Here is a 22,816-nt window from a genome sequence, read left to right on the forward strand (position 1 = left end):
GCGCTAGCGCAGCAGCGTGGAGATGTCGAGATAGTGCGCCAGTTCGCGCTGTTCCGCGCGCGGCAGATACGGGATCTCACCCAGCAGCGGCGCAGGTATGCGCTGCTGCAGCGCCGCGATGGTTTCGGCATAGTGCGCCAGCCCCGGATTGATGCGGTTGGCCACCCAGCCCAACAACGGCAGGCCGTCGTTGATGATCGACTGAGCGGTCAACAACGCATGGCTGACGCAGCCCAGTTTGATGCCCACTACCAGCACCACCGGCAGTTGCTCCTGCACCACCCACTCGGCGTAAGGCCGCAGATCGTTCATCAGCACCCGCCAGCCGCCGCTGCCCTCCACCACTACCGTATCGGCTTTGGCCGACAGATCCCGCAGGCCGCTGCTCATCACGCCGTAGTTGATGTCCTCGCTCGCATGGGCGTGAAACACCTCATCCAGACAGGTGATGGGATTGATCTCCTCGTAAGACAGCGGCAGGCTGGAGGATGCCTGCAATACCAAAGCGTCTTTATTGCGGATGCCCTCGCTGGTTTCCTGGCAACGTGCGGCGATCGGCTTATAGCCGGCCACCGAACGGCCGTTGGCGGCCAGCGCCTGCATCAACCCGCGTGAAACCACGGTTTTACCGACGTCGGTATCCGTGCCTGTAACAAATAAACGCTTCAACATGAATAAAATGCCCCGGAATGCCCCGTTAACAATGTGTCGCCGCATCGGCGGCGAGGAAGTCTATCGGAAAAATTCTAGGGGATGCTGCCGCGTAGGGGCTTGAGGTAGCTCAATCTTTTGCGGATTAATAAGATGTTCTGAAGTTAGCCTTGCAGCAACTGCACCAGCAATGAACCGTTATACAGCGCCTCTTTCACCAGCGCCGCGCCGGGCATGGTGCCCTGATTGAAGAACTGCGTGGATTCGACCTTGACCTGCTCGCTGTAGGCCGGCAGCGCCTGCTGCCGAATGCAGGAGGCGATGGCCGGATGCAGGATCTCCGCCGCGCGGTTGAGCGGCGATCCTACCAGGATCTTCTCCGGATTGAACAGGTTGACCATGATCGCCAGAATGCGCCCCACGCTGTGGCCGACGCCGAGGATGATGTCCCGCGCCAGCTGATCGCCCGCCAGCGCCGCGTCGCACAGCGATTCGACGGTCAACGGCGCGCCGTGCAGGCTGGAACTCATCGAGCCGCTCAGCCGCTGCTGGGCGATCTCCAGCATGTTCTCGATGCTGGCCACGGTCTCGAGACAACCGTGGTTGCCGCAGTAGCAGCGCTTGCCGTAAGGATCGACCTGGGTGTGGCCAATCTCCACCACGCTGTGGCTGCCGGCGTGCAGCACATGGCCGCCGGTGATCACCCCGGCGCCGACGTTGTGGTCGATCACCACCTGAATCACGTTCTGGCTGCCGCGCGAAGCGCCGTACAGCGCCTCGGCCATGGTCCAGGCGCTGATGTCGTGCTGCAGGTAAACCGGCAGGCCGGTGCGGGTTTCCAGCGCCGGGCCGAGCGGCATCTCCAGCACGTCGTAAAACGGCATGCGGTGTACCACGCCGGACTGCACGTCGATCATGCCCGGCAGCGTGATGGCGATCGCCGTCAGCCGTTCCAGTTTGCTTTGGTGGCGGATAAAGAACTGATCGACTTCGGTCAGGATGCGTTTCAGCAGCGGTTCGGGGTGTTCGGCAGCGAGCGGCAGCTGTTCCTCCACCACCAGTTTGCTGCTGAGATCGCGCAGCGCCAGCGTGATGCTGCCACGGCTGATGCGGGCGGAAAGGTAGTGCCAGGCTTCGGTGTCCAGCACCAACCCCACCGCCGGCCGCCCCCGGCTGCCGATCTCCTGGTACTCAGTTTCCTTGACCAGATGGGCTTCCAGCAGCTCGCGCACGATCTTGGTGATGCTGGCGGGCGCCAGCTGCGCGCGTTTTGACAGTTCGATGCGCGAAATCGGGCCCAGCTGATCGATTAGCCGATAAACCGCCCCCGCATTGGTCTGCTTGATTTGATCAATATGCCCAGGCTGCCCAACCGCAATCACAAACCTGCTCCTACTATTTTTCGCGCTTCTAAATAAAGACTAGGGGTTATGGTGGGGCTTTTGTCATACAGCGTCAACTATTTGATTCGTTATGTGATTTGCTGCACAAATTCCTCGCAATTTCAGCGTGAATTGAATTTTATTTGCCCAATCTCAACGTCATTTCAGCATCAACGCCATCAGCGACTGCGCCGCCGCGGTCAGCGGCCGCCGGCGATGATGAACCAGCCACACTTCGGTGGTGGCGTCCGGCTCCGCCAGCGGCAAATAGCGCACGCCGTCCACCCGCACCCGGGCGAAAGAAGCCGGCAGAATCGATACCCCCAACCCGGCGGAGACCAGACCGATGATGGTCATCGCTTCTCCCACTTCCTGGGTGATATACGGGGTGATACCGGCCTTGCTCAGCAGCAGCAGAATTTCGTCGTACAGCGCGGTGCCCACTTCACGCGAGAAAAATACGAACGGCTCCTGCGCCAGATGTTGAAAACGCAGCGCGCCGCCGGGCGTTTCCGCCAGCGGATGCCCTTCCGGCACTACCGCCACCAGCGGTTCGCGCAGCAGCAGCTGATAGTGCAGCGCTTCCGGCAGCCGCGTGTTGCGCATCACCCCCAGATCCAGTTCACCGTTCAGCAGCGGTTCGATCTGCTGCTTGGTGTTGATTTCGCGCATCTTGATATGTACCTGCGGAGACTGCTGGCGAAAGGCGCGCAGGCTGCGCGACACCACGCTGATAAAGGGCGCGGAGGAGGTAAACCCGATGGTCATTTCCCCCAGTTCGCCGCGATCCAGGCGCGCCGCCTTTTCCGCCGCGCGCCCGACCTGATCGAGCACCTGATAGGCTTCTTTAAGAAACATCTCCCCGGCCTGCGTCAAACTGACGTTGCGGTTGTTGCGCGCCAGCAGCCGCGCGCCGACCATCTCTTCCAGCGCCTGAATTTGCTGGCTGAGCGGCGGCTGAGAGATACGCAGCCGTTCAGCCGCGCGGCCAAAATGCAGCTCCTCGGCCACGGCGATAAAGTAACGCAGGTGTCTCAATTCGATATTCATATGTAAAACGTCTTAATTTGAATTATTAATATATTAGACAAAAAACTAGCCGCTCCCTATCATTTTGTCATCTGTAAAGTGTCTGTTATCTCCCCGAAGTTCGGTAAGGAAACGCTGTGACAACCCCTGTGCGTTCTGCGGCCGTGATGCCGTCGACGCTGGCCGCCAACGATGACGCGGCCGCTGCGCCAAAAGTAAAACGCTCCACCCTCAACAATAAACTCCCCTATATCGAACGCGGCACGCCGCAGTTTATGCGCGTAACGCTGGCGCTGTTTTCCGCCGGGCTGGCGACCTTCGCGCTGCTCTACTGCGTGCAGCCGATTCTGCCGGTGCTGTCGCAAGACTTCGGCGTATCGCCGGCGGAAAGCAGCCTGTCGCTCTCGGTCTCCACCGGCCTGCTGGCGATCGGCCTGATGTTCACCGGGCCGCTGTCCGACGCCATCGGCCGCAAGTCGGTCATGGTGGTGGCGCTGCTGCTGGCGGCGGTTTGCACGCTGATTTGCGCCTTTATGACCAGCTGGCACGGCATTTTACTGATGCGCGCGCTGATCGGCCTGTCGCTGAGCGGCGTGGCGGCGGTCGGCATGACCTATCTCAGTGAAGAGATCCATCCGAGCTTCGTCGCCTTCTCGATGGGGCTGTATATCAGCGGCAACTCGATCGGCGGCATGAGCGGCCGCCTGGTCACCGGGGTATTGACCGATTTCTTCTCCTGGCGCGTATCGCTGGGCGTCATCGGGCTGTTCGCCCTCGCCGCCGCCTGCATGTTCTGGCGCATCCTGCCCGCCTCGCGGCATTTTCGCGCCAGTTCGCTGCGCCCGCGCACCCTGCTGATCAACTTTAAACTGCATTGGCACGATAAAGGGTTGCCGCTGCTGTTCGCGGAAGGTTTCCTGCTGATGGGCAGTTTCGTCACCCTGTTCAACTACATTGGCTATCGCCTGCTGGCGGACCCTTATCACCTGAGCCAGGCGATCGTCGGCCTGCTGTCGGTGGTGTACCTCACCGGCTCCTACAGTTCGCCCAAGGCCGGTGCGCTCACCTCACGCTTCGGGCGTGGCCCGGTGCTGCTGGCGTCGATCGCAATTATGCTGATCGGGATTCTGATTACCGCGCTGCCGCAGGTGCCGGCGATCTTTATCGGCATGATGCTGTTCACCGCCGGTTTTTTCGCCGCCCACTCGGTGGCCAGCAGCTGGATCGGCCGCCGCGCGCGCCGCGCCAAAGGACAGGCGTCGTCGCTGTATCTGTTCTGTTATTACGTCGGCTCCAGCGTGGCCGGTACCCTCGGCGGCGTGTTCTGGCACAGTTTCGGCTGGAATGGCGTGGCGGCGTTCATCAGCCTGATGCTGTTGCTGGCGCTGCTGGTGGTGCATTACCTGAAACGGCTGCCGGAAGCGGCGCGCCTGTGAATGGAAAAAGCCGCGGTGGTTAGCCGCGGCTCGTGATGCCAACGCTGTGATTATTGACCGGGTTTCCAGCGAGTTTGCAGGTATTCCACCGCCTGATGCGTTTGCGGCTCAGTCAGATAACGTTGCCGGAACAGTATCGTTCCTCCCATCCCCGGCAGGCTTTCGTTGAGATCCAACTGCCTTTTCAGCTCAGGGACGCCGCCGTCGAAGGTCCAGGCCGGTTCGCTGGCGGAAGGCGTACCCACTTTATACAGCGCCACCCCGGCATAGAGCCGGACCGGCGTGCCTTTCACCACCTCGGCCCACCAGTTGGCCGGCACGTCGTAGCGGACAATTTCACGGTCAAAAGGCCAGTACAGCTGCGGTGCGATATAGTCGAGCAGCCCCAGTTTTACCCACTGGCGCGTATCGGCATAGGCCGTATCGTACGATGGCGCGCCGGCCTGAGTCGCTGAACCGGCAGGATCGTCCGCCTTGTTTCGCCATACCCCCGCCGGGCTGACGCCAAACGCGACGGCGGGCTTTAACGCTCTCACGGTGGCGGAAACCTGCTTTATCAATTGCAGCGTGTTGTCTCTTCGCCAGCTGGCCTTGTCTGCAAACCCTTTGCCGTATTGGCGATAGGTCTTTTCATCATCCAGCGGCGATTGCGGCGTTTCGTAATAGAAATAATCGTCAAACTGGATGCCGTCGACATCATAGTTTCTGACAATTTCCGCCACGACGCTGGTGATCCAGTTGCGCACGTCGGGCAGGCCGGGATCGAGCACGAAGCGATCGCTGGCGGTGCGTACCCAGTCGGGATGCAGCGCATAGACGCTGGCCGGCGGGGACTGCAGCGTATGGTTAAGCGCATCGATCGTTTGCTGCCCGGTGTTCATGGAAACCCGATAAGGATTCAGCCAGGCATGCACTTTGATGCCGCGCCGACGCGCTTCCTGCAGCATAAAGGCCAGCGGATCGTAGCCCGGGTCCTGGCCCACCGTGCCGGTCAATACCCCAGACCAGGGCAAGATGTTCGAGCGCCACAGGGCCGTGCCGTCCGGCTTAACCTGAAAATACACAGTGTTAATCCCGGCTCTTGCCATCTCGTCCAGCGCGTCCGTCAGCCCCTGCTTCTGCTGGCGAACCCGCTCTTGCGCGGTGGCCGCTTTCAGGGAGGCCGCCGGCGGCCAGTCCAGGCCAATAACCGTGGCCAGCCAGATGCCCCGCATCGGCGTTGCCGGCGGTATGGGCTGCGTGGGCTTCTCCGGCTCGGGGGGCTTGGCGCATCCGCCCACGCCCAGCATGGCGGCCATCAACAGCCATCCGCCTAATTTTGTTGCGCCTGTCGGCATCAGTGTTCTCCTTCCGTGAGTGACGGTTATCCCATGTCGCGGCGTGCGGAGCAAGAAACCGCCCGCTTTCGCAACGCGGTTTAGCGACCGGCGCCGCCCTTCTCAGACGACGCCTCTCCTTATCCCATCACCAGCTCAGCCCAGTCCCGCGAGGGAACGCCACCTTGCCGGTATTGGTTTGCTCATCGTAGTCATGCCAGGTATTAACCGGCAGTTTGCCGTGCGGTTTGATTTTACCCGTCAGCACCTGCGCCAGCGATACCATCGAGTGGCCGCGCCACACGCCACTGTCATAGCCGTAATAGGAATAGGTAGCGACAGCCGCCTCCACCTCTGCGGCATAGTTCACGATATCGTAAGGTGCGCGCAGTGAAAGATGAACGCGCTTTTTCCCCTGTTCGGCGGCGTATTTCAGCCATCCCGGATAAGGACTGGTATCATTAGCCGCCCCGGTTGCGGAGGTAACCACGCCATCCTGCTCGGCAGGCGTAAAGCGGGTTGAGAGCGTGCCGAGCAGGAACACGTCGCAGCCGGCAATATGTTCCCTGATCTGGGCATCGCTCAGTTCCGTTTCCTTCGCGGCCACGACGTTCTGATACCCCTCCTGCGCCATCACGTTCGCAATGCCTTTGGCCTGCTCGCCCCATGGCGTCAGAATAAAGTAGCGCAGCGCCTTGTCCTTTAACGGCAGCAGACGTTGACGGTTGATAACGACGGTAATGGAACGATCGGCGATGCGTTTCTCCAGCTGATGCGCGGAAGACGAAACGCCGTTTGAACACGATTTATCGCTATGGCCCATCAGGTTATGACGTAATTTGAGGCGCAAAATGCGCTCGACAGAGGCATCGATATCGGCCTCGCTGAGATGCCCGCTTTTCACCCGCTGCGCAATGTAGCGGATAAGCTCGGGCAGCAGGTTCGCCTGCGCCGGCGAGGCGATGCTGACAGGCATCAGAGCGATGTCCACCCCGGCGACAAAGACGTTTTCAGCCGCCCCTTGCTGGCTGAAATGCTCGGCAATCGCGCCCATATCCAGCGCGTCTGAAATCGTTACGCCGGCATAACCCAGCTCATTGCGCAGGATCTGGGTCTGGATTTCGAGCGACATGGTGGCCGGCACCGTGATTTTTTCACCGTTGCGGGTGTCGATCTGGCTGTTATCCAGTGCGGGGTACTGAATATGCGCAGTCATCACCATATCCGGCGCAGCGCAGCGATCGATAGCCTGTTTGTAAGGGGCGATATCGATGGCAAAAGCCTCTTCCCTCGTGCGATCGACGCGGGGCAAACCGGTGTGCGAATCGGTGGAGGTGCTGCCATGGCCGGGGAAATGTTTGTACGCGGTGATCAGCCCCTGCTGTTTCATCCCCGCCACCATGTTTTCCGCCAGGCGGGCAACGGCGTTTTTATCATCGCTGAAGGCGCGAACGTTAATCACCGGGTTGAACGGGTTGGTGTTAACGTCCACGACCGGGGCAAAGTTGGTATTGATATGCAACGCACGCATATCCTGGGCCATCAGTTTGCCCTGTTCAACGGCGAGCTGTTTATCCGCGCCCCCTTCAATCGCGGCGGCCAGCGCCATATTGCCGGGGAATGAGGCGTAGTCGCCGCGTGGCAGCCGGAAAACGTTGCCGCCTTCGTTGTCCGTGCCAATAAACAAACCAACGCCCGCGTGGGTTTTCATCGCGGCATACCAGGCCGTCAACGTTTTAATCTGCTGTTTGTCTTTTAGATTATTGGCAAACAGGATCACCCCACCGATGTGGTTATCGGCGATCAGTTTGCCAATGGCTTCGTCGGGAACGGTCATATCCTGATTGCTGCTACCGTTCTGATCCCAGTAGCGAAAATCCAGCATGATTTTTTGCCCGATTTTCTCTTCCAGCGTCATGTTTTTGACTTTCTGTTTAATATCCACAGTAAACCTCCGTTTAAAGCACCCGTTAATGACAGAAAAAAAGATAACCCGAAGGGCTCACAGCGTCCTGCCATTCTGTTTGTTTCAGCGGTTGGACAACGGCAAACGGAAAATGGATCAAACAAAATATCAACCAACAGAAAAAATCCATCAATGAATCAAACCCCTACCAATGCAATGTCTATTTCGCGCCCTGCTGTAGAAGGCCCTTCTGGCGCATTTTTCGCTGGCAAGCCGGGTGGCCAGTGAAGCCGCGCCCTCCTCGTTTGCCGATGTTGCCCCCAGTCCGCCACTCTTCTATAGTATGTTGTAACTAAAATAGGAGCGCGCGATGAGCAGATACGATGTGATTGGCCGAATGAACACCTGCTTTGCCGAACTGGAGCAGGCGCTCGGCGCGTTGCAACAGCAGATAGCCCCGCTGCGGTTGCTGGCGGCGCGGGTGTTCAGCCTGCCGGAGGTAGAAAAAGGCCAGGAGCATCAGGCTATTTCGCATATCGCGGTCGAGCAGCATGTGGGGCAAGCGGCGCGCGATCTGGCGCTGGAGCATTATCAGCGGCTGTTCATTCACCACAACCGGGAGAATGTCAGCAGCAAGGCCGCCGTGCGCCTGCCCGGCGTTATCTGTCTGGCGGTGGAGCAACCGGAATATCAGGCGCTGCAAACGCAGCTGGCGCTGATCAACCGCCTGAAGGGCGAGCTGGAGCAGATTATCACCGTCGATTCCGGCCTGGCGCCGGAGCAGCGTTTCGAATTCGTGCACACCCATTTGCACGGGCTGATCACCCTCAGCGCCTATCGCACCCTCACCGCCCTGACCAATCCCGATTCCGTGCGCTTCGGCTGGGCCAACAAGCACATCATCAAAAACGTCAAACGGGACGACATTCTGGCGCAGCTGGAGAAAAGCCTGAAAGCCGGCCGCGCGGTGCCGCCGCACAGCCGCGAACAGTGGGCCGCCCTGGTCAGCCGTGAGATAGACGACGTCAGCCGGCTGCCGCAGCAGGCTACGCTGAAAATCAAGCGGCCAGTAAAAGTGCAGCCGATCGCCCGGGTGTGGTATCAGCAGCAGCAGAAACAGGTGCAGCACCCCTGCCCGCTGCCGCTGATCGCCCTGTGTCAGGTTGAAAGCGGCGCCGCCGTGCCGAAGATCGGCGAGCTGCTCAACTACGACGCCGAGGCGGTGAAACACCGTTACAAACCCGACGCCAGGCCGCTGCGGCTGCTGGTGCCGCGCCTGCACCTGTATACCGACGACGCTACTCGCTGAGGGTATACACCCGCAGGCGATGGCCGTCCGGATCCCGCGCGACAAAGGTGTAGCCGAACTCCATCTCGGTTGGCGTTTGCTCGATAGTCAACCCAAGTTCGCGCCACTGGTTATAGCGCGCCTCCACCTCTTGCGCATCCTGGCACAGAAAGCCCAGCTCACCGCCGCCGCCGGTCAACGTGGCGGCAGGTTCCACTTTTTGCCTGGCCCACATTCCGAGTTTGAAGCCGTTGTTGAGCACGAACAGGGCGAAGCCGGGGGAAAGCTCCTGTGGCGCCTGCCCCAGCAGGCGTTGATAAAAAGCGGCGCTGTTGAGTGGGTTATCGACGTAAAGCATCGTCATGCTGGGAAGGGTCATCGGTCTGTCCTCTGAGTGATGGGAACCGGTCGGTTCCCGATAGGCACAGACTAAGGCGTGCGACTGACAGTTTATGGCAGCAGTGTGCCGCTATTGTTCCGCAATGCCCTCGCTGAGACGCCACTCTTTCAGCAACCGCCGTCGGCCGCGCGGATAGCGCTGTTCCAGCGGCGTGGCGGCCTGAATGCGATCGAGGCGAAAATGGCGAAAGGCCTGACGCAGCTCGCACCAGGCGACCAGCATCTGGAACTGGTCGAAAAAACCCAGTGCAAAGGGCCACAGCAGGCGTTCGCTGCGCTGCCCCGCCAGATCGAGATAGTCGATCTGCAGCTTGCGCTCACGGCGAATGGTGTCGCGGATCAGCACCCGCATCTCATCCGCCACCGGCGGCGCCTGAACCGGCGCGATCAATAGCGTGTTGGCCTCCAACTCTTCCCGCAGCGCCGAAGGCAGCACATCGGCGATCTTGGCCAGCGCCTGGCCCGCGGCGTCCGCCAGCTGGCTGTCACCGCGGCGCCTGACCCAGCGCATGCCCAACACCAGCGCTTCTATCTCCGCCTGCGAAAACATCAGCGGCGGTAGCATAAAGCCGGGGCGCAGCACATAGCCGACGCCGGCCTCGCCGACGATCTCCGCCCCCTGTTGCTGCAGCGTAGCGATATCGCGATACAGCGTGCGCATGCTGATGCCCAGCGCCTGCGCCAACGCATGGCCCGCCACCGGATAACGGTGGCTGCGCAGCAGCTGCATCAGATCGAGTAAACGTTGCGCGCGCGACATATCACGGCTCCCTGCATAGCGAGGTTTGGACAAAATCGGCAAAGGCCCGCGCCTTGGCCGAGACGAAATGGCCGCCGGGGAACACCGCCCACAGCGCCAGCGGCGGCAGTTGCCAATCTGCTAATGCCGCGATCGCCGCCCCGCTTTGCAGTTCGCTGCGAAACAGGCCTTCGCTGGCGACGGTAGTGCCGAAGCCCGCCAGCACCAGCTCGCGCACGCACTCCGCCGCGTTGACCCGCATGCGCCCCGGCAACCGCAGCATGCGCTGTTCCCCTTCACGGCTGAAACGCCACTGCTCGCCGCCGCCCTGGCGATGGTAAATCACCATCTCGTGCCGCAACAGATCCTCCGGCCGCTGCGGCATGCCGGCGGCGGCAAAATAATCGGGCGTGCCGATCACGCATTGCTTTACCTCACCCAGCTTGCGCGCGGTAAAGCCGGAATCCTCCAGCTCGCCGACGCAAAGAGCAATATCGATGCCCTCTTCAATCAGCGACAGGTTGCCGTCATCCAGCAACAGATCGACGCTCAAACGCGGATTGGCGCGCATAAACGCCGTCAGGTCGGGCAAGGGCACGATGCGGGCGAACACCGCCGCCGAAGCGACCCGCAGCCGCCCGCTCAGCGTCTCGCCGGCGTTTTGCACCAGCGCTTCGGTCTCCGCCAGCTCGTTCAGAATGCGCCGAGTGCGTTGATACAGCTGCTGCCCCGCATCCGTCGGCTGCAGGCCGTGGGTCGAACGCAGCATCAGGCGTGTGCCGAGCTGCTGTTCCAGGCGCGCCACCGCCTTCGAGACCGCCGGTTGCCCTACGTGCAGCCGCCGCGCTGCCGCGGTAAAGGAACCGCTCTCGTAAACGCAGGCATAGGTTTCGTAATCGGCAAATTTGCCCATGCATTCCCTCATGGAATAACGGTTAACACCTCTGGCAGTCTACACGCGCCATTCCGGAATGGGCAAGATAAGCGCAACCCCTCATTCCCGTCAGGAGAACGCATGACACTGCAAGACAAACTCGATGCCTTCAAAGCGGCATTCGAAGCCGGCCAACTGCCGCTCAAACTCGCTGCGCAAGATCACGCGCTGATGCGTGAGGCGATACAGGCGCAGATCGCGTCAGGCATCGCCGAACGCGCACTGAGCGTCGGCGACGTCGCGCCCGGCTTTACCCTGCCGGACAGCGAAAACCGGCCATGCGCTTCCGCAGCGCTGTTGGCGAACGGGCCGCTGGTCGTCAGTTTTTATCGCGGGATCTGGTGCCCCTACTGCACGCTCGATCTGCAGGCGTTGCAGGCCGCATTGCCCGCCATAGAGCAACGCGGCGCGCAGCTGTTGGCCGTTTCGCCGCAAAGCGCGATGCATAACCGCCAGGCCGCGCGCGATCACGATCTGACCTTTCCGCTGCTCAGCGATGCCGGCAACCGTCTGGCGGCCCAATTCGGCCTGCGTTACCGCCTGCCGGAGGCCTTGATTACCCTGTATCAACAACGGCTCGGCCTCGATCTGGCGCAGTTCAATCAGAATGACGACTGGACGCTGCCGCTGCCGGCGCGATTCGTCATCGCCCGCGATGGCCGTATCGCCTATGCCGAAGCGCACGCCGACTACACCCGGCGACCGGAGCCGCAGGCGCTGTTATCGGTGCTGGAGAGATTGGCTTGAAAAGACGGGGCGCAAACGCGCCCCGTTAAGAGATGACGGCGAACGCGATTACTTCTGCATGCTGCCGACCATCGCCTCCGGCCGCACCCACTCGTCGAACTGCGCTTCGGTCAGATAGCCGAGCTTCAGCGCCGCGGCTTTCAGCGTCAGCCCTTCCTTGTGCGCTTTCTTGGCGATTTCCGCCGCCTTGTCATAGCCGATATGGGTGTTGAGCGCGGTCACCAACATCAGCGATTCATTCAGCAACTGGGTGATGCGATCGCGATTCGGTTCGATGCCTACCGCGCAGTGCTCGTTGAAGCCCTGCATGCCGTCGGCCAGCAGACGGATCGACTGCAGATAGTTGTGGATCACCATCGGGCGAAATACGTTCAGCTCGAAGTTGCCGGAAGCGCCGCCGATGTTCACCGCCACATCGTTGCCCAGCACCTGGGCACACAGCATGGTCATCGCTTCGCACTGGGTCGGATTGACCTTGCCCGGCATGATCGAACTGCCCGGTTCGTTCTCCGGGATCGCGATCTCGCCGATGCCGCAGCGCGGGCCGGACGCCAGCCAGCGCACATCGTTAGCGATCTTCATCAGCGAGGCCGCCAACCCTTTCAGCGCGCCATGGCCCTGCACCAGCGCATCGCAGGTCGCCAGCGCTTCGAACTTGTTCGGGGCGGTGACGAACGGCTGATGGGTCAATGCCGCCAGCGCTTTAGCGACGCGCACCGCGTACTCCGGATGGGTGTTCAGACCGGTGCCGACCGCCGTGCCGCCCAGCGCCAGCTCGGCGAGGTGCGGGATACTGTCTTCGATGTGTTTCAGGCTGTGCGCCAGCATCGCCGCCCAGCCGGAGATCTCCTGGCCCAGGGTCAGCGGCGTGGCGTCCTGCAGATGGGTGCGGCCGATTTTGACGATGTCGCGGTAGGCTTCGGCCTTGTCGCTCAGCGTCTTGTGCAACACTTTCAGCTCGGGGATCAGGTGCTCGCGCAGCGCAATCACCGCCGCCACGTGCATCGCGGTGGGAAACACGTCGTTGGAGCTTTGGCTTTTATTGACGTCGTCGTTCGGGTGCACCTTGCGCTCTTCACCGCGCACGCCGCCCAGCAGCTCGCTGGCGCGGTTGGCCAACACTTCGTTCATGTTCATGTTGGTCTGGGTGCCGGAGCCGGTTTGCCAGATCGAGAGCGGGAACTGGTCGGCATGGCTGCCCGCCAGCACTTCGTCGGCGGCTTTGATGATGGCGGCGCCCCGCTCGGCCGGCAGCAGCCCGAGATCCACGTTCACCTGCGCAGCGGCACGCTTGGTCAACGCCAGCGCATGGATCAGCGCGGTCGGCATCTTTTCGGTGGAAATGCGGAAATGCGCCAACGAGCGCTGGGTCTGCGCGCCCCACAGCTTGTCGGCCGGTACTTCGATGGGGCCCATGGAGTCTTTTTCGATACGAACGCCTGCCATCATTGTCTCCTTAGCATAATTCCTAAAATTGTAGGGTCAGGCCGACGCGCTACCCCCCGTCGGCATGCACTCCCAGTATAGTGACATAATAACTATTCGCATTAAGAGAGTTATCTCACAGCACGTTTCATCTCTTTGACCCATTGATGACGCGGTTATTTGCCATCGGTTAACCCGTGCAAAAATAACGTTGAAGAATGCGCCTGGATAATAGACACGCAGATAAGAACTAACGCGGATGCCGTGAATTAACGTTATTGATGCGCTGCGCCTGCAAATGGTTGAGCTCATCGATACGCTGCTGCTGCAGATGATTGATCTCATCGTAGGCGTCTTGCCGCTCATTATGGCGATACGCCCCGGCCGCCACCGCGCCGGCGGTGAGCGCCAACGGATGCGGGGCGGGCGCGATCGCGACGGGAACCGCTGCCGGTGCGGGCGCAACAACGATCGGCGCCGGCGTTATCACCACGGCGCGCGGGGCGGCGTAGGGATAGGTGACGATCACCGCGGCCTGGGCTGCGCCGGTGCAAAGCCCCAATAGCAACAACAGTTTTTTCATGCGACAGACCTCTTGTTTCATTAAATTGACTCGTTAACGGTTACGGTAACGAGGTCTGTCATTCAGGTTTAAGCTCGGCGTGTGATCGCTCGGCGCAGCGCGAAAATAATAATAAGGGAATGGCTCAGACGGTAAAAAATAAATTCGGTCGACATATTTTGACATGCTGAAAATTAAATAATGCGGCAGGTTGTCCGAGCCGTCGGCAATAACCCCGCCGCCCCCAAAAATAATCGATTAACGGGTTTACCGGGCCGCCTTGAGGCCGGCGCGCCATTTGAGACGCCGATCGTTATCACGCTATACTTTGGCCGCATTGCCGGGCGCGACGTTATCCGGCGTTATTTTGATCGCGCCCATGATTTTTACCGTCGACGCGGGCGTATGATGGTCGTCGGCAAAGATTGAGATAATCATACAAAAAATCAGTAAGTTATTGGCCGTCAGTACGGCAATGACGCAAAGGACGTTTATCGACATGCAAAAAATGACCAACGCGGTACAGAATTACGCCTGGGGCAGCCACGATGCGCTGACTCGCCTTTACGGCATCGCCAATCCCGATAACCAGCCGATGGCCGAACTGTGGATGGGCGCGCATCCCAAGAGCCCTTCCCGCGTGCCGGGCGCCGACGGCGAGCTGCGGTCGCTGCGCTTTCTTATCGATGAAGACCAGCCAAAGCAGCTGGGTGCCGACGTCGCCAGCCGCTTTGGCGAGTTGCCGTTCCTGTTTAAAGTGCTGTGCGCCGATCAACCGCTGTCGATCCAGGTCCATCCGAGCAAAGCGGCGGCCGAGATCGGCTTCGCGAAAGAGAACGCCGCCGGCATCCCGCTGAGCGCCGCCGAACGCAACTACAAAGATCCTAATCACAAGCCCGAGCTGGTCTTCGCCCTGACGCCGTTCCTGGCGATGAACGGCTTTCGCGAGCTGGCCGATATCGTTTCCCTGCTGCAGCCGATCGCCGGCGCGCACCACGACATCGCCGCCTTCCTGCAACAGCCGGACACCGCGCACCTGTCGACCCTGTTCGCCAGTCTGTTGACGATGAGCGGCGAGCAAAAATCGCTGGCGCTCGGCGTGCTGAAAGCCGCGCTCAACAACCAGCAGGGTGAACCCTGGAATACCGTGCGCTTTATCGCCGGCTTTTACCCGGACGACAGCGGCCTGTTCTCGCCGCTGCTGCTGAACGTGGTGCAGCTCGCACCGGGCGAGGCGATGTTCCTGTATGCCGAAACGCCGCACGCCTACCTGAAAGGCGTGGCGCTGGAGGTGATGGCCAACTCGGATAACGTGCTGCGCGCCGGCCTGACGCCGAAATTTATCGACGTGCCTGAGCTGCTGGCCAACCTGCAGTTCCGCCCGCAACCGGCGTCCGGCCTGCTGACCCAACCGGAACAACGCGGCAATGAGCTGTTCTTCCCGATCCCGGTGGAGGATTTCGCCTTCTCGCTGCACGATTTGACCGCCGCTCCACAGACGCTGACGCAACAGAGCGCGGCCATCGTGTTCTGCGTCAGCGGTGAAGCGACGCTGGAAAAATCGGGGCAGCGCCTGGCGCTCCAACCGGGCGAATCCTGCTTTATCGGCGCCTTCGAATCCCCGGTCAACGTCAGCGGCAGCGGCCGCATCGCCCGGGTTTATAACCAGCTGGCCTAACCGTTGATAAATTTCAGCAAATTGCTTGCTGAAAGCGAGAGCTGCCCCCACAATTAAACGCCTGCGGGCGTTTATTGTCGGCCCGTATTTGCCCCCTCCCTCGCAACGGAGGGTTATAAGAAAAAAGGATGAAACAGAGCTATGAAAAAATCGTTAGTCGCTGTCAGCGTCATTGTGGTTCTTGGCGCAGCATGGACCGGGGCATCCTGGTACACCGGGAAACTGATCGAGCAACACATGGGCGAAGTCGTCGACAACGCCAACGGCCAGTTGAAAGCTTACCTGCCGAAAGCCGGCGTCAAGCTGAGCTATGAAAATTACCAGCGCGGCCTGTTCAGCAGCAAAGTGCGTTATGTGCTGCGTTCCGACGGCACGGATACCAGTGAGAACGCGGCGCTGAAAGCCGGTGAAGAAGTGGCGTTCCTGGAAACCATCGATCACGGTCCGTTCCCCTTCGCCCAGCTGAAAAAATTCAACCTGCTGCCGAGCATGGCGTCGGTGCATACCGAGCTGGAAAATACCCCGGCGGTGAAAGGCCTGTTTGAGGTCACTAAAGGCAAATCGCTGTTTACCGCCGATTCGCGCATCTCGTACAACGGTGACACCGCGTCCGCCATCGACATCATCCCGCTGGAATACCAGAAGGATAAATCCTCGCTGAAATTCAGCGGCGCCACCCTCAACGCCGACGTGTCCAGCGATCTGAAGAACCTCGCGCTCGACGCCAACAGCGACAACATCACCGTGAGCAGCCCGAACGCTTTCGGCCAAACCGAGCAGATCACCTTCCAGGGCTTCAAGCTGAAAGGCAACAGCGACGAGAGCAAGTTCGGCGTTAAACTCGGCGATCAGACGATGACGCTGAAGCAGTTCAAGTTGGCGATTGACGGCAAAGACGCCGTGACCCTGGACGGCTTCAACCTGGTGAGCAAGTTCGGCGAGCAAGGCAGCAGCAATATCGGCGGCCAGATCGACTACACCATGGACGCGCTCAAGGTGCAGGGCAACGACTTCGGCGCCGGTAAACTGACGCTGAAAATCGACAACGTCGACGGCAAAGCGCTGAAAGATTTCTCCGATAGCTACAACCGCCAGACCATGGCGCTGCTGCAGCAGGGTGAAAATCTGGATCCGGAGATCTACGAACAGCAGACCACCGAGATGCTGCAAAAGAACCTGCCGCTGCTGCTGAAAGGCAACCCAAGCCTCAGCATCGCCCCGCTGAGCTGGAAAAACGGCAAGGGTGAAAGCACCTTCACGCTGGATCTGGCGCTGACCGATCCAAGCCAGGCCGGCTCTCCGGCCGAATCGCCGGACCAGATGGTCGCGCGCGTGGTGAAAAAACTGGATCTCAGCCTGACTATTCCGGAAGCGATGGCCACCGAAGTGACCGCGAAGACCGCGCTGTTGCAGGGTTACAACGAGGAAGACGCGCAGAAGCTGGCGCAGCAGCAAGTGCAGGGCCTGGCGGCGATGGGCCAGATGTTCAAGCTGACTACCCAGAAAGACGGCGTGATCGCGAGCAAGTTCCACTATGCTGACAATCAGGTTGACCTGAACGGCAACAAGATGTCGCTGCAGGAGTTCATCGGCCAGTTCGGCCTGCTGGGCGGCGGCGCCCCGGCGGAAGACGACGAACCGGCGCAGGATGCGCAGCCTGTTCCGGCACCGGCGCAGTAATCGCCTGAAAGCCTGATCGAGGGCCCCCTGCGGGGCCCTTTTTATTTACCCCGCATAAACCGCATCTCGGATCTGCTGCGGATAGCGGCCGCACATGCCTTCGAACGCGGTATTGGTCAAGACAACCACGCTCAGCTGCGCCTCGGGATCAAAGAACCAGCTGTGGCCATAAACCCCGCCCCAGGCCTGGGTGCCCGCATGCTGCGGCGTATTTGCCGCCTCGGCATCCACCAGCAGCGCCCCGCAGAATCCCCACCCCCAACCTGGCCCTTGCGTTTGCGCCTCGGCGCCGACGTGCGGGCTATTCAGCAAAGCCACCGTCTCCGGCCGCAGAATGCCCTGCCCGCCGCTGCGCAGCGCCTCCACCAGCCGCAGCACGTCGTCGGCATCGCCAACCATGCCGGCGCCGCCGGAAGGAAACGCTTCGGCGTCAAACGCACGCGCCGGCGAGAATTCGACATCGGCGCCCATGTCCTCCGGCAGCGCCACCCGCACGCCTTCCGACATGCGCTGCGGCCCCTGCGGCGTATTGTAATACGGCGTCGCCAGGTTCGCGGCGTCGGTGGCATGGAACGCGGTATTGCCGAGCGCCAGCGGCCGCGCGACCCATTCGACAAACAGCTGCGGCAGCGACATGCTCGTCACCCGTTCAAGCACCGCCCCCAGCACGTCGATCGCCAGCGAATAGTTGAAGCGCTCTCCCGGTTCCGACAGCAACGGCGCCTGCGCCAGCCGCCGCAGGTTTTGCTCCAGCGTCAGCGTCGAGCGCTCCACGCCGTCCTGGATCCCCATCTGGTGATATACGCCTGTCGGCGGCTGATTCAGCCGATAATCCAGCCCGGCGGTATGGCTCAGCAAATGACGAATTTTGATCGCCGGGCGACGGCCGTCGGCCAGCGCCGGGGTAAACCACGGCAGCCAATCGCTGACCGCATCGTCCAGCGCCAGCTTACCCTGTTCGATCAAACGCAGCGCCGCCAGCGCGGTATAGGGTTTGGACACCGACGACAGCCGAAACTGCGTTTCCCGCCGCATCGGCCGCCGCGCCTCGCGATCGGCATAGCCGGCCGCCCCGGCGTAGCAAATCTCGCCCTGCCGCGCCACCAGCACCACGCTGCCCACGATGCGGCCTTCGGCGATCGCCTGCCGATCGATAGCCGCGAGCCGTTCTGTTAACGTCTGTTGTTTCGCCAACATGTTTTTTGCTCTTTGATAAAAAGTACATTCAGTCTAGAACGTTATTCATAAATTAAAATACGGCATAATTTAATGGATCATTAAGCACAGGTTAGCAATCTATGAGTTCACTTTTGCAACTGTTGCCCTATTTCGAAGCCGTCGCGCGCCTGGGCAACTTTACCCGCGCGGCTAACCAGCTGGGCGTCACGCCGCCGGCGGTGTCGCAAAATATACAGGCGCTGGAAAATCAGCTGGGGGTGCGACTCTTCCACCGCACCAGCCGCTCGGTGCGGCTGAGCGACGAGGGCCGGTTGTTCTATCAGAAAGTGTCGCCGGCGATGAACCAGATCGACGCGGCGGCGGACGACGTGCGTACCCTGGGCGCACAGCCGGCGGGCCTGCTGCGCATTACGCTGCCGCAGTTGGCCGCTTCGCTGCTGGTAATGCCGCACCTGGCGGCGTTTCAGCGCCGCTATCCCGAGGTGCAGCTGGAACTGTTTACCGAAGACCGCTTTTCCGATCTGGTGCTGGGCAGTTTCGATGCTGGCATTCGCATGCACGCCATGCTGCAAAAGGACATGGTCGCCGTGCCGATCGACAACGGGCAACGCCGGGTGCTGGTCGCCTCACCCGACTATCTGGCGCGCTGCGGCGCACCGGCCACGCCGGATGAGCTGCTCGCGCACCATTGCCTGCGCTACCGTTTTCCCGGCAGCGGCAAACTGGAACCCTGGTATTTCAGTCAACATGGCGATGAACGCGCGCTGGACGTCAGCGGCAGTTTGATTTTTAACGAAGATAGGCTGATCAAGGATGCCGCGTTGGCGGGACTGGGGATTGCACAGCGTTTTCAGGGCACGGTGCTGAAAGAACTGGCGCAGGGCGATCTGGTGGAAGTGTTGCCGGACTGCGCCAGCGAGACGTCGGGATTTTTCATCTACTTTCCCGCCGGCCGGCATTTGCCGCTCAAGCTGCGCGCCTTTATCGATTTCATGCGCGAGCGGCGTGAACGGCAGCATCGGTAATAGGGGCGCCCCGTCGGCGCCCCTGTCCGTCAGCGCTTATCCAGCGCCTGGATGATGCGGTAAGCCGCCTCGACGCGATCGTCGTTCGGGAACCACTTGTTGGCCAGCATCACCACGGCGATATTTTTCGCCGGGATAAACACCGCGTAGGCGGAGAAACCGCCAGTGGAACCGGTTTTGTTATACCAGCCGGCGCGCAATTCCGGCTGCGGCGGCGTGAGGACGGTGGCCGGCGTGCCGTTCATGATCATCCCGGCGTTGTTGCCTTCGATCAGTCGCGGCAGTTTTACCGGATACGGGTAGTTCTCCCACATCAGATCTTGCGTGAACGCGCCCGCCTTGTAATAACCGACGTGCGTGCCGGCCAGCGCTTCGCGCCACGGCTGTGCGACTTTCACCTGCTGCAGGTTGGCGTCCAGGTAACGAATCAGATCGCGGGCGTTGGATTTGATGCCGTAAGACTCGGCATCCAGCGGGCCGGGATTGACCCGCACCGGTTTGTCGTCCTTGTTATATCCTTGCGCATAGTTGGCCATCTGCGCCGCCGGCACCTGAATATAGGTGTGGCTCATGCCCAGCGCCGGCAACATCCCCTGCTCCATCGCCTGGATAAACGGCTGGCCGAGGCTCTTGGCGGCGATCATGCCCAGCATGCCGATGCCGAGGTTGGAGTAGACGCGGTAGCTGCCGACCGGGTGTTTCGGCTGCCAGGCGCGATAGTAGGCCATCAATTGCGTATTGTCGGTGACGTCGTCCGGCACGAACAGCGGCAAACCGGAGGTATGGGTCGCCAGATTCAGCAGGCTGACGCCATCGAAGGCGCTGCCGCGCAGTTCAGGCAGATAGCGGCTGGCCGGATCGCTGAACGACAGCTTGCCCTGCTGCTGCGCATAGACCGCCAGCGTCGCAGTGAAGGTTTTGCTCAGCGAGCCCACTTCGAACAGCGTCTGCTCGGTGATCGGTTTGCCGGTCTGCTTCGAGGCCACGCCATACGGGTAGATCTGCTGTTTGCCGTCGACCGACACGGCGATCGCCATGCCCGGCACGCCGTACTTTTTCATCAGCGGCTGAATTACGGCGTCGATATCCTGCTGCTGTGCGGCATGCGCGGTCGGCAGGATCAATGCGGCGATCAGCGCGGCCGCCAGGCGATTCATTTTCGTCATGATAGAAACTCTTCGGTTGCAGGGCATCGGCGCGGCCAAAAGTTTTTGTTGGCGTTGAACACGGCGTTTTCCCTGATTGATGATGTCATTCCTTTACGGACTCCGCCACTTTCGCAGCAGTGGCGCCAAATATCGGATTTTGCCGCCGGGTTGACAAGCGATAATAATTTCAGCCAGCATAAAGAAAAACTTATGGCTATCAATCATGCGCAATCGACTTCCCCTCAACGCCCTGCGGGCGTTCGAATCTTCCGCTCGCCACCTGAACTTCACCCGCGCCGGTCTGGAGCTGAGGGTGACCCAGGCCGCCGTCAGCCAGCAGGTGCGCATGCTGGAAGAACAGCTGGGCATTCAGCTGTTCCGCCGCCTGCCGCGCGGGCTGGATCTGACGGAAGAAGGCCAGGCGCTGCTGCCGGTGTTGAACGACGCCTTCGACCGTATCGAGGCGGTGCTGCAGCAGTTCGAAGGCGGGCATTTCCACGAGGTGCTGACGGTGGCGGTGGTCGGCACCTTCGCCGTCGGCTGGCTGATGCCACGGCTGGCGGCGTTCCGCACCGCCCATCCGTTTATCGATCTGCGGGTGTTGACCCACAACAACCTGGTCAATCTGTCGGCGGACGGCATGGATTTCGCCATCCGCTTCGGCGAAGGCCTGTGGCCCGCCACCCGCAATATCAAACTGTTCGACGCGCCGCTGACGGTGCTCTGCCCGCCGGCGGTTGCCGCGCGCCTGCACGCGCCGCAGGACCTGCAGCACGAGCAGCTGATGCGCACTTACCGCAAGGATGAATGGGAGCGCTGGTTCAGCGCGGCTCAGGTGACGCCGTGGCGGATCAACGGCCCGGTGTTCGATTCCTCAAGGCTGATGGTGGAAGGCGCGATCCAGTGCGACGGCGTGGCGCTGGCGCCGGTCAGCATGTTCCGCCGCGAACTGGCCACCGGCGCGCTGCAGCGGCCGTTCGCCGCCGAGGCCGCGCTCGGCGCCTATTGGCTGACCCATTTGAAATCGCGGGATTTGACACCGGCGATGAAAGCCTTTATCGGCTGGATCGGCCGGGAGGCGGAAGAGGAGCAGCGGTGCGACTAAGCGGAGCCGCGCCGGATCAGCGCCGGTGGCAGGATGACGTTCTGCGTCGGCAGATCGGCGTCATGGATGCGCTGCAACAGGCGCGCAGCGGCGCTGCGCCCCACTTCCCGCGCCGAGCTGGAAACAAAGGTCAGCGGCGGCTCGGTCAGTTCGGCCTCCGGCACGTCGCCAAAGCCAATCAGCGCCACCTGTCGCCCGTAGTAGGCGTCGACCCCGTCCGAACCGATGCTGCGGCCGCTGCGCGTCAGGCCAAAGTAGGCGCCCAGCGCCACCGACGCCTTGTGGCAGACGATAGCGGTGATATTCGGGTAGTGGCGCAGCAGCTGCTCCGCCGCCTCCGCCGCCTGGCTCTGTCGGCAATCGCACTCGACGATCCATTCGCTGCGAAACGGCAGGCCATACTGCAACAGCGTGGCACAGAATCCGCCCAGCCGTTCGGCGCGCGTCAACGAGTCGCTCTGGCCGCCGAGGTAAGCGATTTGGCTGTGACCGCGGGCGATCAAAAACTCGGAGGCCAGCTTGGCGGCCTGCATATTGTCCGGCCGTACCACGTCCACCCCCTCGAGACCGCTGGAGCGCGCTACGCAGACCAGCGGCACGCCCTGCTCGGCCGCCTTTTCCTTCAGCCCCGCCGCCGCGCGAATGCCGCCCGCCAGCACGATGCCGTCGACGCCCTGCGCCAGCAGCGCGTCAAACGCCCGCTGCAGCCCCTGACCTTCCCGCCCGCTCTGCGTCAAAAACAGCAGTTTGTCGTGCGCCTCCAGCGTTTCGCTCAGCCCGGCGGTCATTTCGGCATAGAAGGGTTCGCAGATATCGCGCAGAATCAGGCCGATCACCCCGGACTCGCCGCCGCGCAGCGTCGCCGCCTGGCGGTTGCGTACATAGCCCAGCTGCGCTATCGCCTGATTGACCTTCTCGACGGTGGTGGGCGAAATCCGCCCCTTGCCGCTCAACACCAGGGAAACCGTGGTGACCGAAACGCCCGCCTGTTGCGCCACATCGGTAATGGTGATCTTTTTAATGCTCATAGTCTCTGCGAACCCGTTCCTGGGCAACCCGCGCCGTGATGATCAAGGGTATACCGAATCCGTTAACTCAGTAAAACGTTTTACTGACCGCCGCATTGTCGCCAAAAAGCGGGCGGCAAATTTGTGATTAACGGCGCATTTTTGCTAGGTAAAACGTTT

21 protein-coding genes are annotated in these 22,816 nt (G+C 61.2%); 8 read left to right on the forward strand and 13 right to left on the reverse strand.

Going from position 1 to position 22,816, the window contains the following annotated elements; translation table 11 throughout:
- Window positions 1-3 precede the first annotated feature (3 nt).
- The 3 genes from bioD to AAIE04_RS15005 form a co-directional block, all read right to left on the reverse strand.
- Window positions 4-672, reverse strand: a complete 669-nt coding sequence (gene bioD / locus AAIE04_RS14995; protein ID WP_019455919.1) for a dethiobiotin synthase — start codon at window positions 670-672, stop codon at window positions 4-6.
- Between the two features lie 143 nt (window positions 673-815).
- Window positions 816-2,033 carry a sugar metabolism global transcriptional regulator Mlc gene (gene mlc, locus AAIE04_RS15000; RefSeq protein WP_004938526.1) on the reverse strand — a complete coding sequence of 406 codons (1,218 nt, stop codon included), beginning with the start codon at window positions 2,031-2,033 and terminating at the stop codon, window positions 816-818.
- A gap of 159 nt (window positions 2,034-2,192) precedes the next feature.
- Window positions 2,193-3,083: a LysR family transcriptional regulator gene (locus tag AAIE04_RS15005; RefSeq protein WP_063919397.1), complete on the reverse strand. Its 891-nt coding sequence runs from the start codon at window positions 3,081-3,083 to the stop codon at window positions 2,193-2,195.
- 146 nt (window positions 3,084-3,229) lie between these two features.
- On the opposite strand from AAIE04_RS15005, the gene AAIE04_RS15010 reads away from it, so the two are divergent.
- Window positions 3,230-4,498 carry an MFS transporter gene (locus tag AAIE04_RS15010; protein WP_029988790.1) on the forward strand — a complete coding sequence of 423 codons (1,269 nt, stop codon included), beginning with the start codon at window positions 3,230-3,232 and terminating at the stop codon, window positions 4,496-4,498.
- A 50-nt stretch (window positions 4,499-4,548) separates the two neighbouring features.
- On the opposite strand, the gene AAIE04_RS15015 is transcribed toward AAIE04_RS15010, so the two are convergent.
- Entirely contained in the window at window positions 4,549-5,835 is a 1,287-nt protein-coding gene (locus AAIE04_RS15015; RefSeq protein WP_498577249.1) for a glycoside hydrolase family 10-like protein, read from the reverse strand.
- Window positions 5,836-5,962: 127 nt separating this feature from the next.
- The gene (locus AAIE04_RS15020; RefSeq protein WP_498577250.1) at window positions 5,963-7,759 is read right to left on the reverse strand and encodes a glycoside hydrolase family 3 protein; all 1,797 of its coding nucleotides are present in this window, start codon (window positions 7,757-7,759) and stop codon (window positions 5,963-5,965) included.
- 331 nt (window positions 7,760-8,090) lie between these two features.
- On the opposite strand from AAIE04_RS15020, the gene tus reads away from it, so the two are divergent.
- The gene (gene tus, locus AAIE04_RS15025; RefSeq protein ID WP_025159724.1) at window positions 8,091-9,029 is read left to right on the forward strand and encodes a DNA replication terminus site-binding protein; all 939 of its coding nucleotides are present in this window, start codon (window positions 8,091-8,093) and stop codon (window positions 9,027-9,029) included.
- Here the strand turns inward: tus and AAIE04_RS15030 are convergent.
- From AAIE04_RS15030 to AAIE04_RS15040, 3 genes are all read right to left on the reverse strand, one after another.
- A complete protein-coding gene (locus AAIE04_RS15030) occupies window positions 9,019-9,387 on the reverse strand; it encodes a VOC family protein (protein ID WP_025159723.1) in 369 nt (122 codons plus the stop codon). The two genes, tus and AAIE04_RS15030, sit on opposite strands and share 11 nt — an antisense overlap.
- 90 nt (window positions 9,388-9,477) lie before the next feature.
- Window positions 9,478-10,167 carry a helix-turn-helix transcriptional regulator gene (locus tag AAIE04_RS15035; protein WP_019455927.1) on the reverse strand — a complete coding sequence of 230 codons (690 nt, stop codon included), beginning with the start codon at window positions 10,165-10,167 and terminating at the stop codon, window positions 9,478-9,480.
- A gap of 1 nt (window position 10,168) precedes the next feature.
- The gene (locus AAIE04_RS15040; protein ID WP_498577251.1) at window positions 10,169-11,059 is read right to left on the reverse strand and encodes a LysR family transcriptional regulator; all 891 of its coding nucleotides are present in this window, start codon (window positions 11,057-11,059) and stop codon (window positions 10,169-10,171) included.
- Window positions 11,060-11,161: 102 nt separating this feature from the next.
- On the opposite strand from AAIE04_RS15040, the gene AAIE04_RS15045 reads away from it, so the two are divergent.
- Window positions 11,162-11,827, forward strand: coding sequence for a peroxiredoxin-like family protein (locus AAIE04_RS15045; protein ID WP_211129422.1), 666 nt, complete (start codon window positions 11,162-11,164; stop codon window positions 11,825-11,827).
- Window positions 11,828-11,875: 48 nt separating this feature from the next.
- On the opposite strand, the gene fumC is transcribed toward AAIE04_RS15045, so the two are convergent.
- Both fumC and AAIE04_RS15055 read right to left on the reverse strand, forming a co-directional pair.
- Window positions 11,876-13,273, reverse strand: coding sequence for a class II fumarate hydratase (gene fumC, locus AAIE04_RS15050; RefSeq protein WP_063919390.1), 1,398 nt, complete (start codon window positions 13,271-13,273; stop codon window positions 11,876-11,878).
- Between the two features lie 229 nt (window positions 13,274-13,502).
- On the reverse strand, window positions 13,503-13,835 hold the full coding sequence (locus AAIE04_RS15055) for a hypothetical protein (protein ID WP_019455931.1): 333 nt from the start codon (window positions 13,833-13,835) through the stop codon (window positions 13,503-13,505).
- A gap of 180 nt (window positions 13,836-14,015) precedes the next feature.
- Here AAIE04_RS15055 and AAIE04_RS15060 point away from each other — a divergent pair, with 180 nt between their 5' ends.
- From AAIE04_RS15060 to AAIE04_RS15070, 3 genes are all read left to right on the forward strand, one after another.
- Window positions 14,016-14,243, forward strand: a complete 228-nt coding sequence (locus AAIE04_RS15060; protein WP_498577252.1) for a hypothetical protein — start codon at window positions 14,016-14,018, stop codon at window positions 14,241-14,243.
- Between the two features lie 70 nt (window positions 14,244-14,313).
- Window positions 14,314-15,492: a mannose-6-phosphate isomerase gene (gene manA / locus AAIE04_RS15065; RefSeq protein WP_025159721.1), complete on the forward strand. Its 1,179-nt coding sequence runs from the start codon at window positions 14,314-14,316 to the stop codon at window positions 15,490-15,492.
- 141 nt (window positions 15,493-15,633) lie between these two features.
- Window positions 15,634-17,172, forward strand: a complete 1,539-nt coding sequence (locus AAIE04_RS15070) for a YdgA family protein (RefSeq protein WP_498577253.1) — start codon at window positions 15,634-15,636, stop codon at window positions 17,170-17,172.
- A gap of 45 nt (window positions 17,173-17,217) precedes the next feature.
- Here AAIE04_RS15070 and AAIE04_RS15075 read toward each other — a convergent pair whose 3' ends face one another.
- The gene (locus tag AAIE04_RS15075) at window positions 17,218-18,369 is read right to left on the reverse strand and encodes a serine hydrolase domain-containing protein (RefSeq protein WP_498577254.1); all 1,152 of its coding nucleotides are present in this window, start codon (window positions 18,367-18,369) and stop codon (window positions 17,218-17,220) included.
- Between the two features lie 101 nt (window positions 18,370-18,470).
- On the opposite strand from AAIE04_RS15075, the gene AAIE04_RS15080 reads away from it, so the two are divergent.
- Window positions 18,471-19,376, forward strand: coding sequence for a LysR family transcriptional regulator (locus AAIE04_RS15080; protein WP_025159718.1), 906 nt, complete (start codon window positions 18,471-18,473; stop codon window positions 19,374-19,376).
- A 29-nt stretch (window positions 19,377-19,405) separates the two neighbouring features.
- Here the strand turns inward: AAIE04_RS15080 and blaSRT are convergent, their stop codons facing one another.
- A complete protein-coding gene (blaSRT, locus tag AAIE04_RS15085; RefSeq protein WP_498577255.1) occupies window positions 19,406-20,542 on the reverse strand; it encodes an SRT/SST family class C beta-lactamase in 1,137 nt (378 codons plus the stop codon).
- Window positions 20,543-20,747: 205 nt separating this feature from the next.
- Here blaSRT and AAIE04_RS15090 point away from each other — a divergent pair, with 205 nt between their 5' ends.
- Entirely contained in the window at window positions 20,748-21,629 is an 882-nt protein-coding gene (locus AAIE04_RS15090; RefSeq protein WP_498577256.1) for a LysR substrate-binding domain-containing protein, read from the forward strand.
- Here AAIE04_RS15090 and AAIE04_RS15095 read toward each other — a convergent pair.
- The gene (locus AAIE04_RS15095) at window positions 21,626-22,657 is read right to left on the reverse strand and encodes a Mal regulon transcriptional regulator MalI (RefSeq protein ID WP_498577257.1); all 1,032 of its coding nucleotides are present in this window, start codon (window positions 22,655-22,657) and stop codon (window positions 21,626-21,628) included. The two genes, AAIE04_RS15090 and AAIE04_RS15095, sit on opposite strands and share 4 nt — an antisense overlap.
- Between the last annotated feature and the right edge of the window lie 159 nt (window positions 22,658-22,816).

It is taken from the genome of Serratia sp. Ae19-1 (assembly GCF_059801225.1).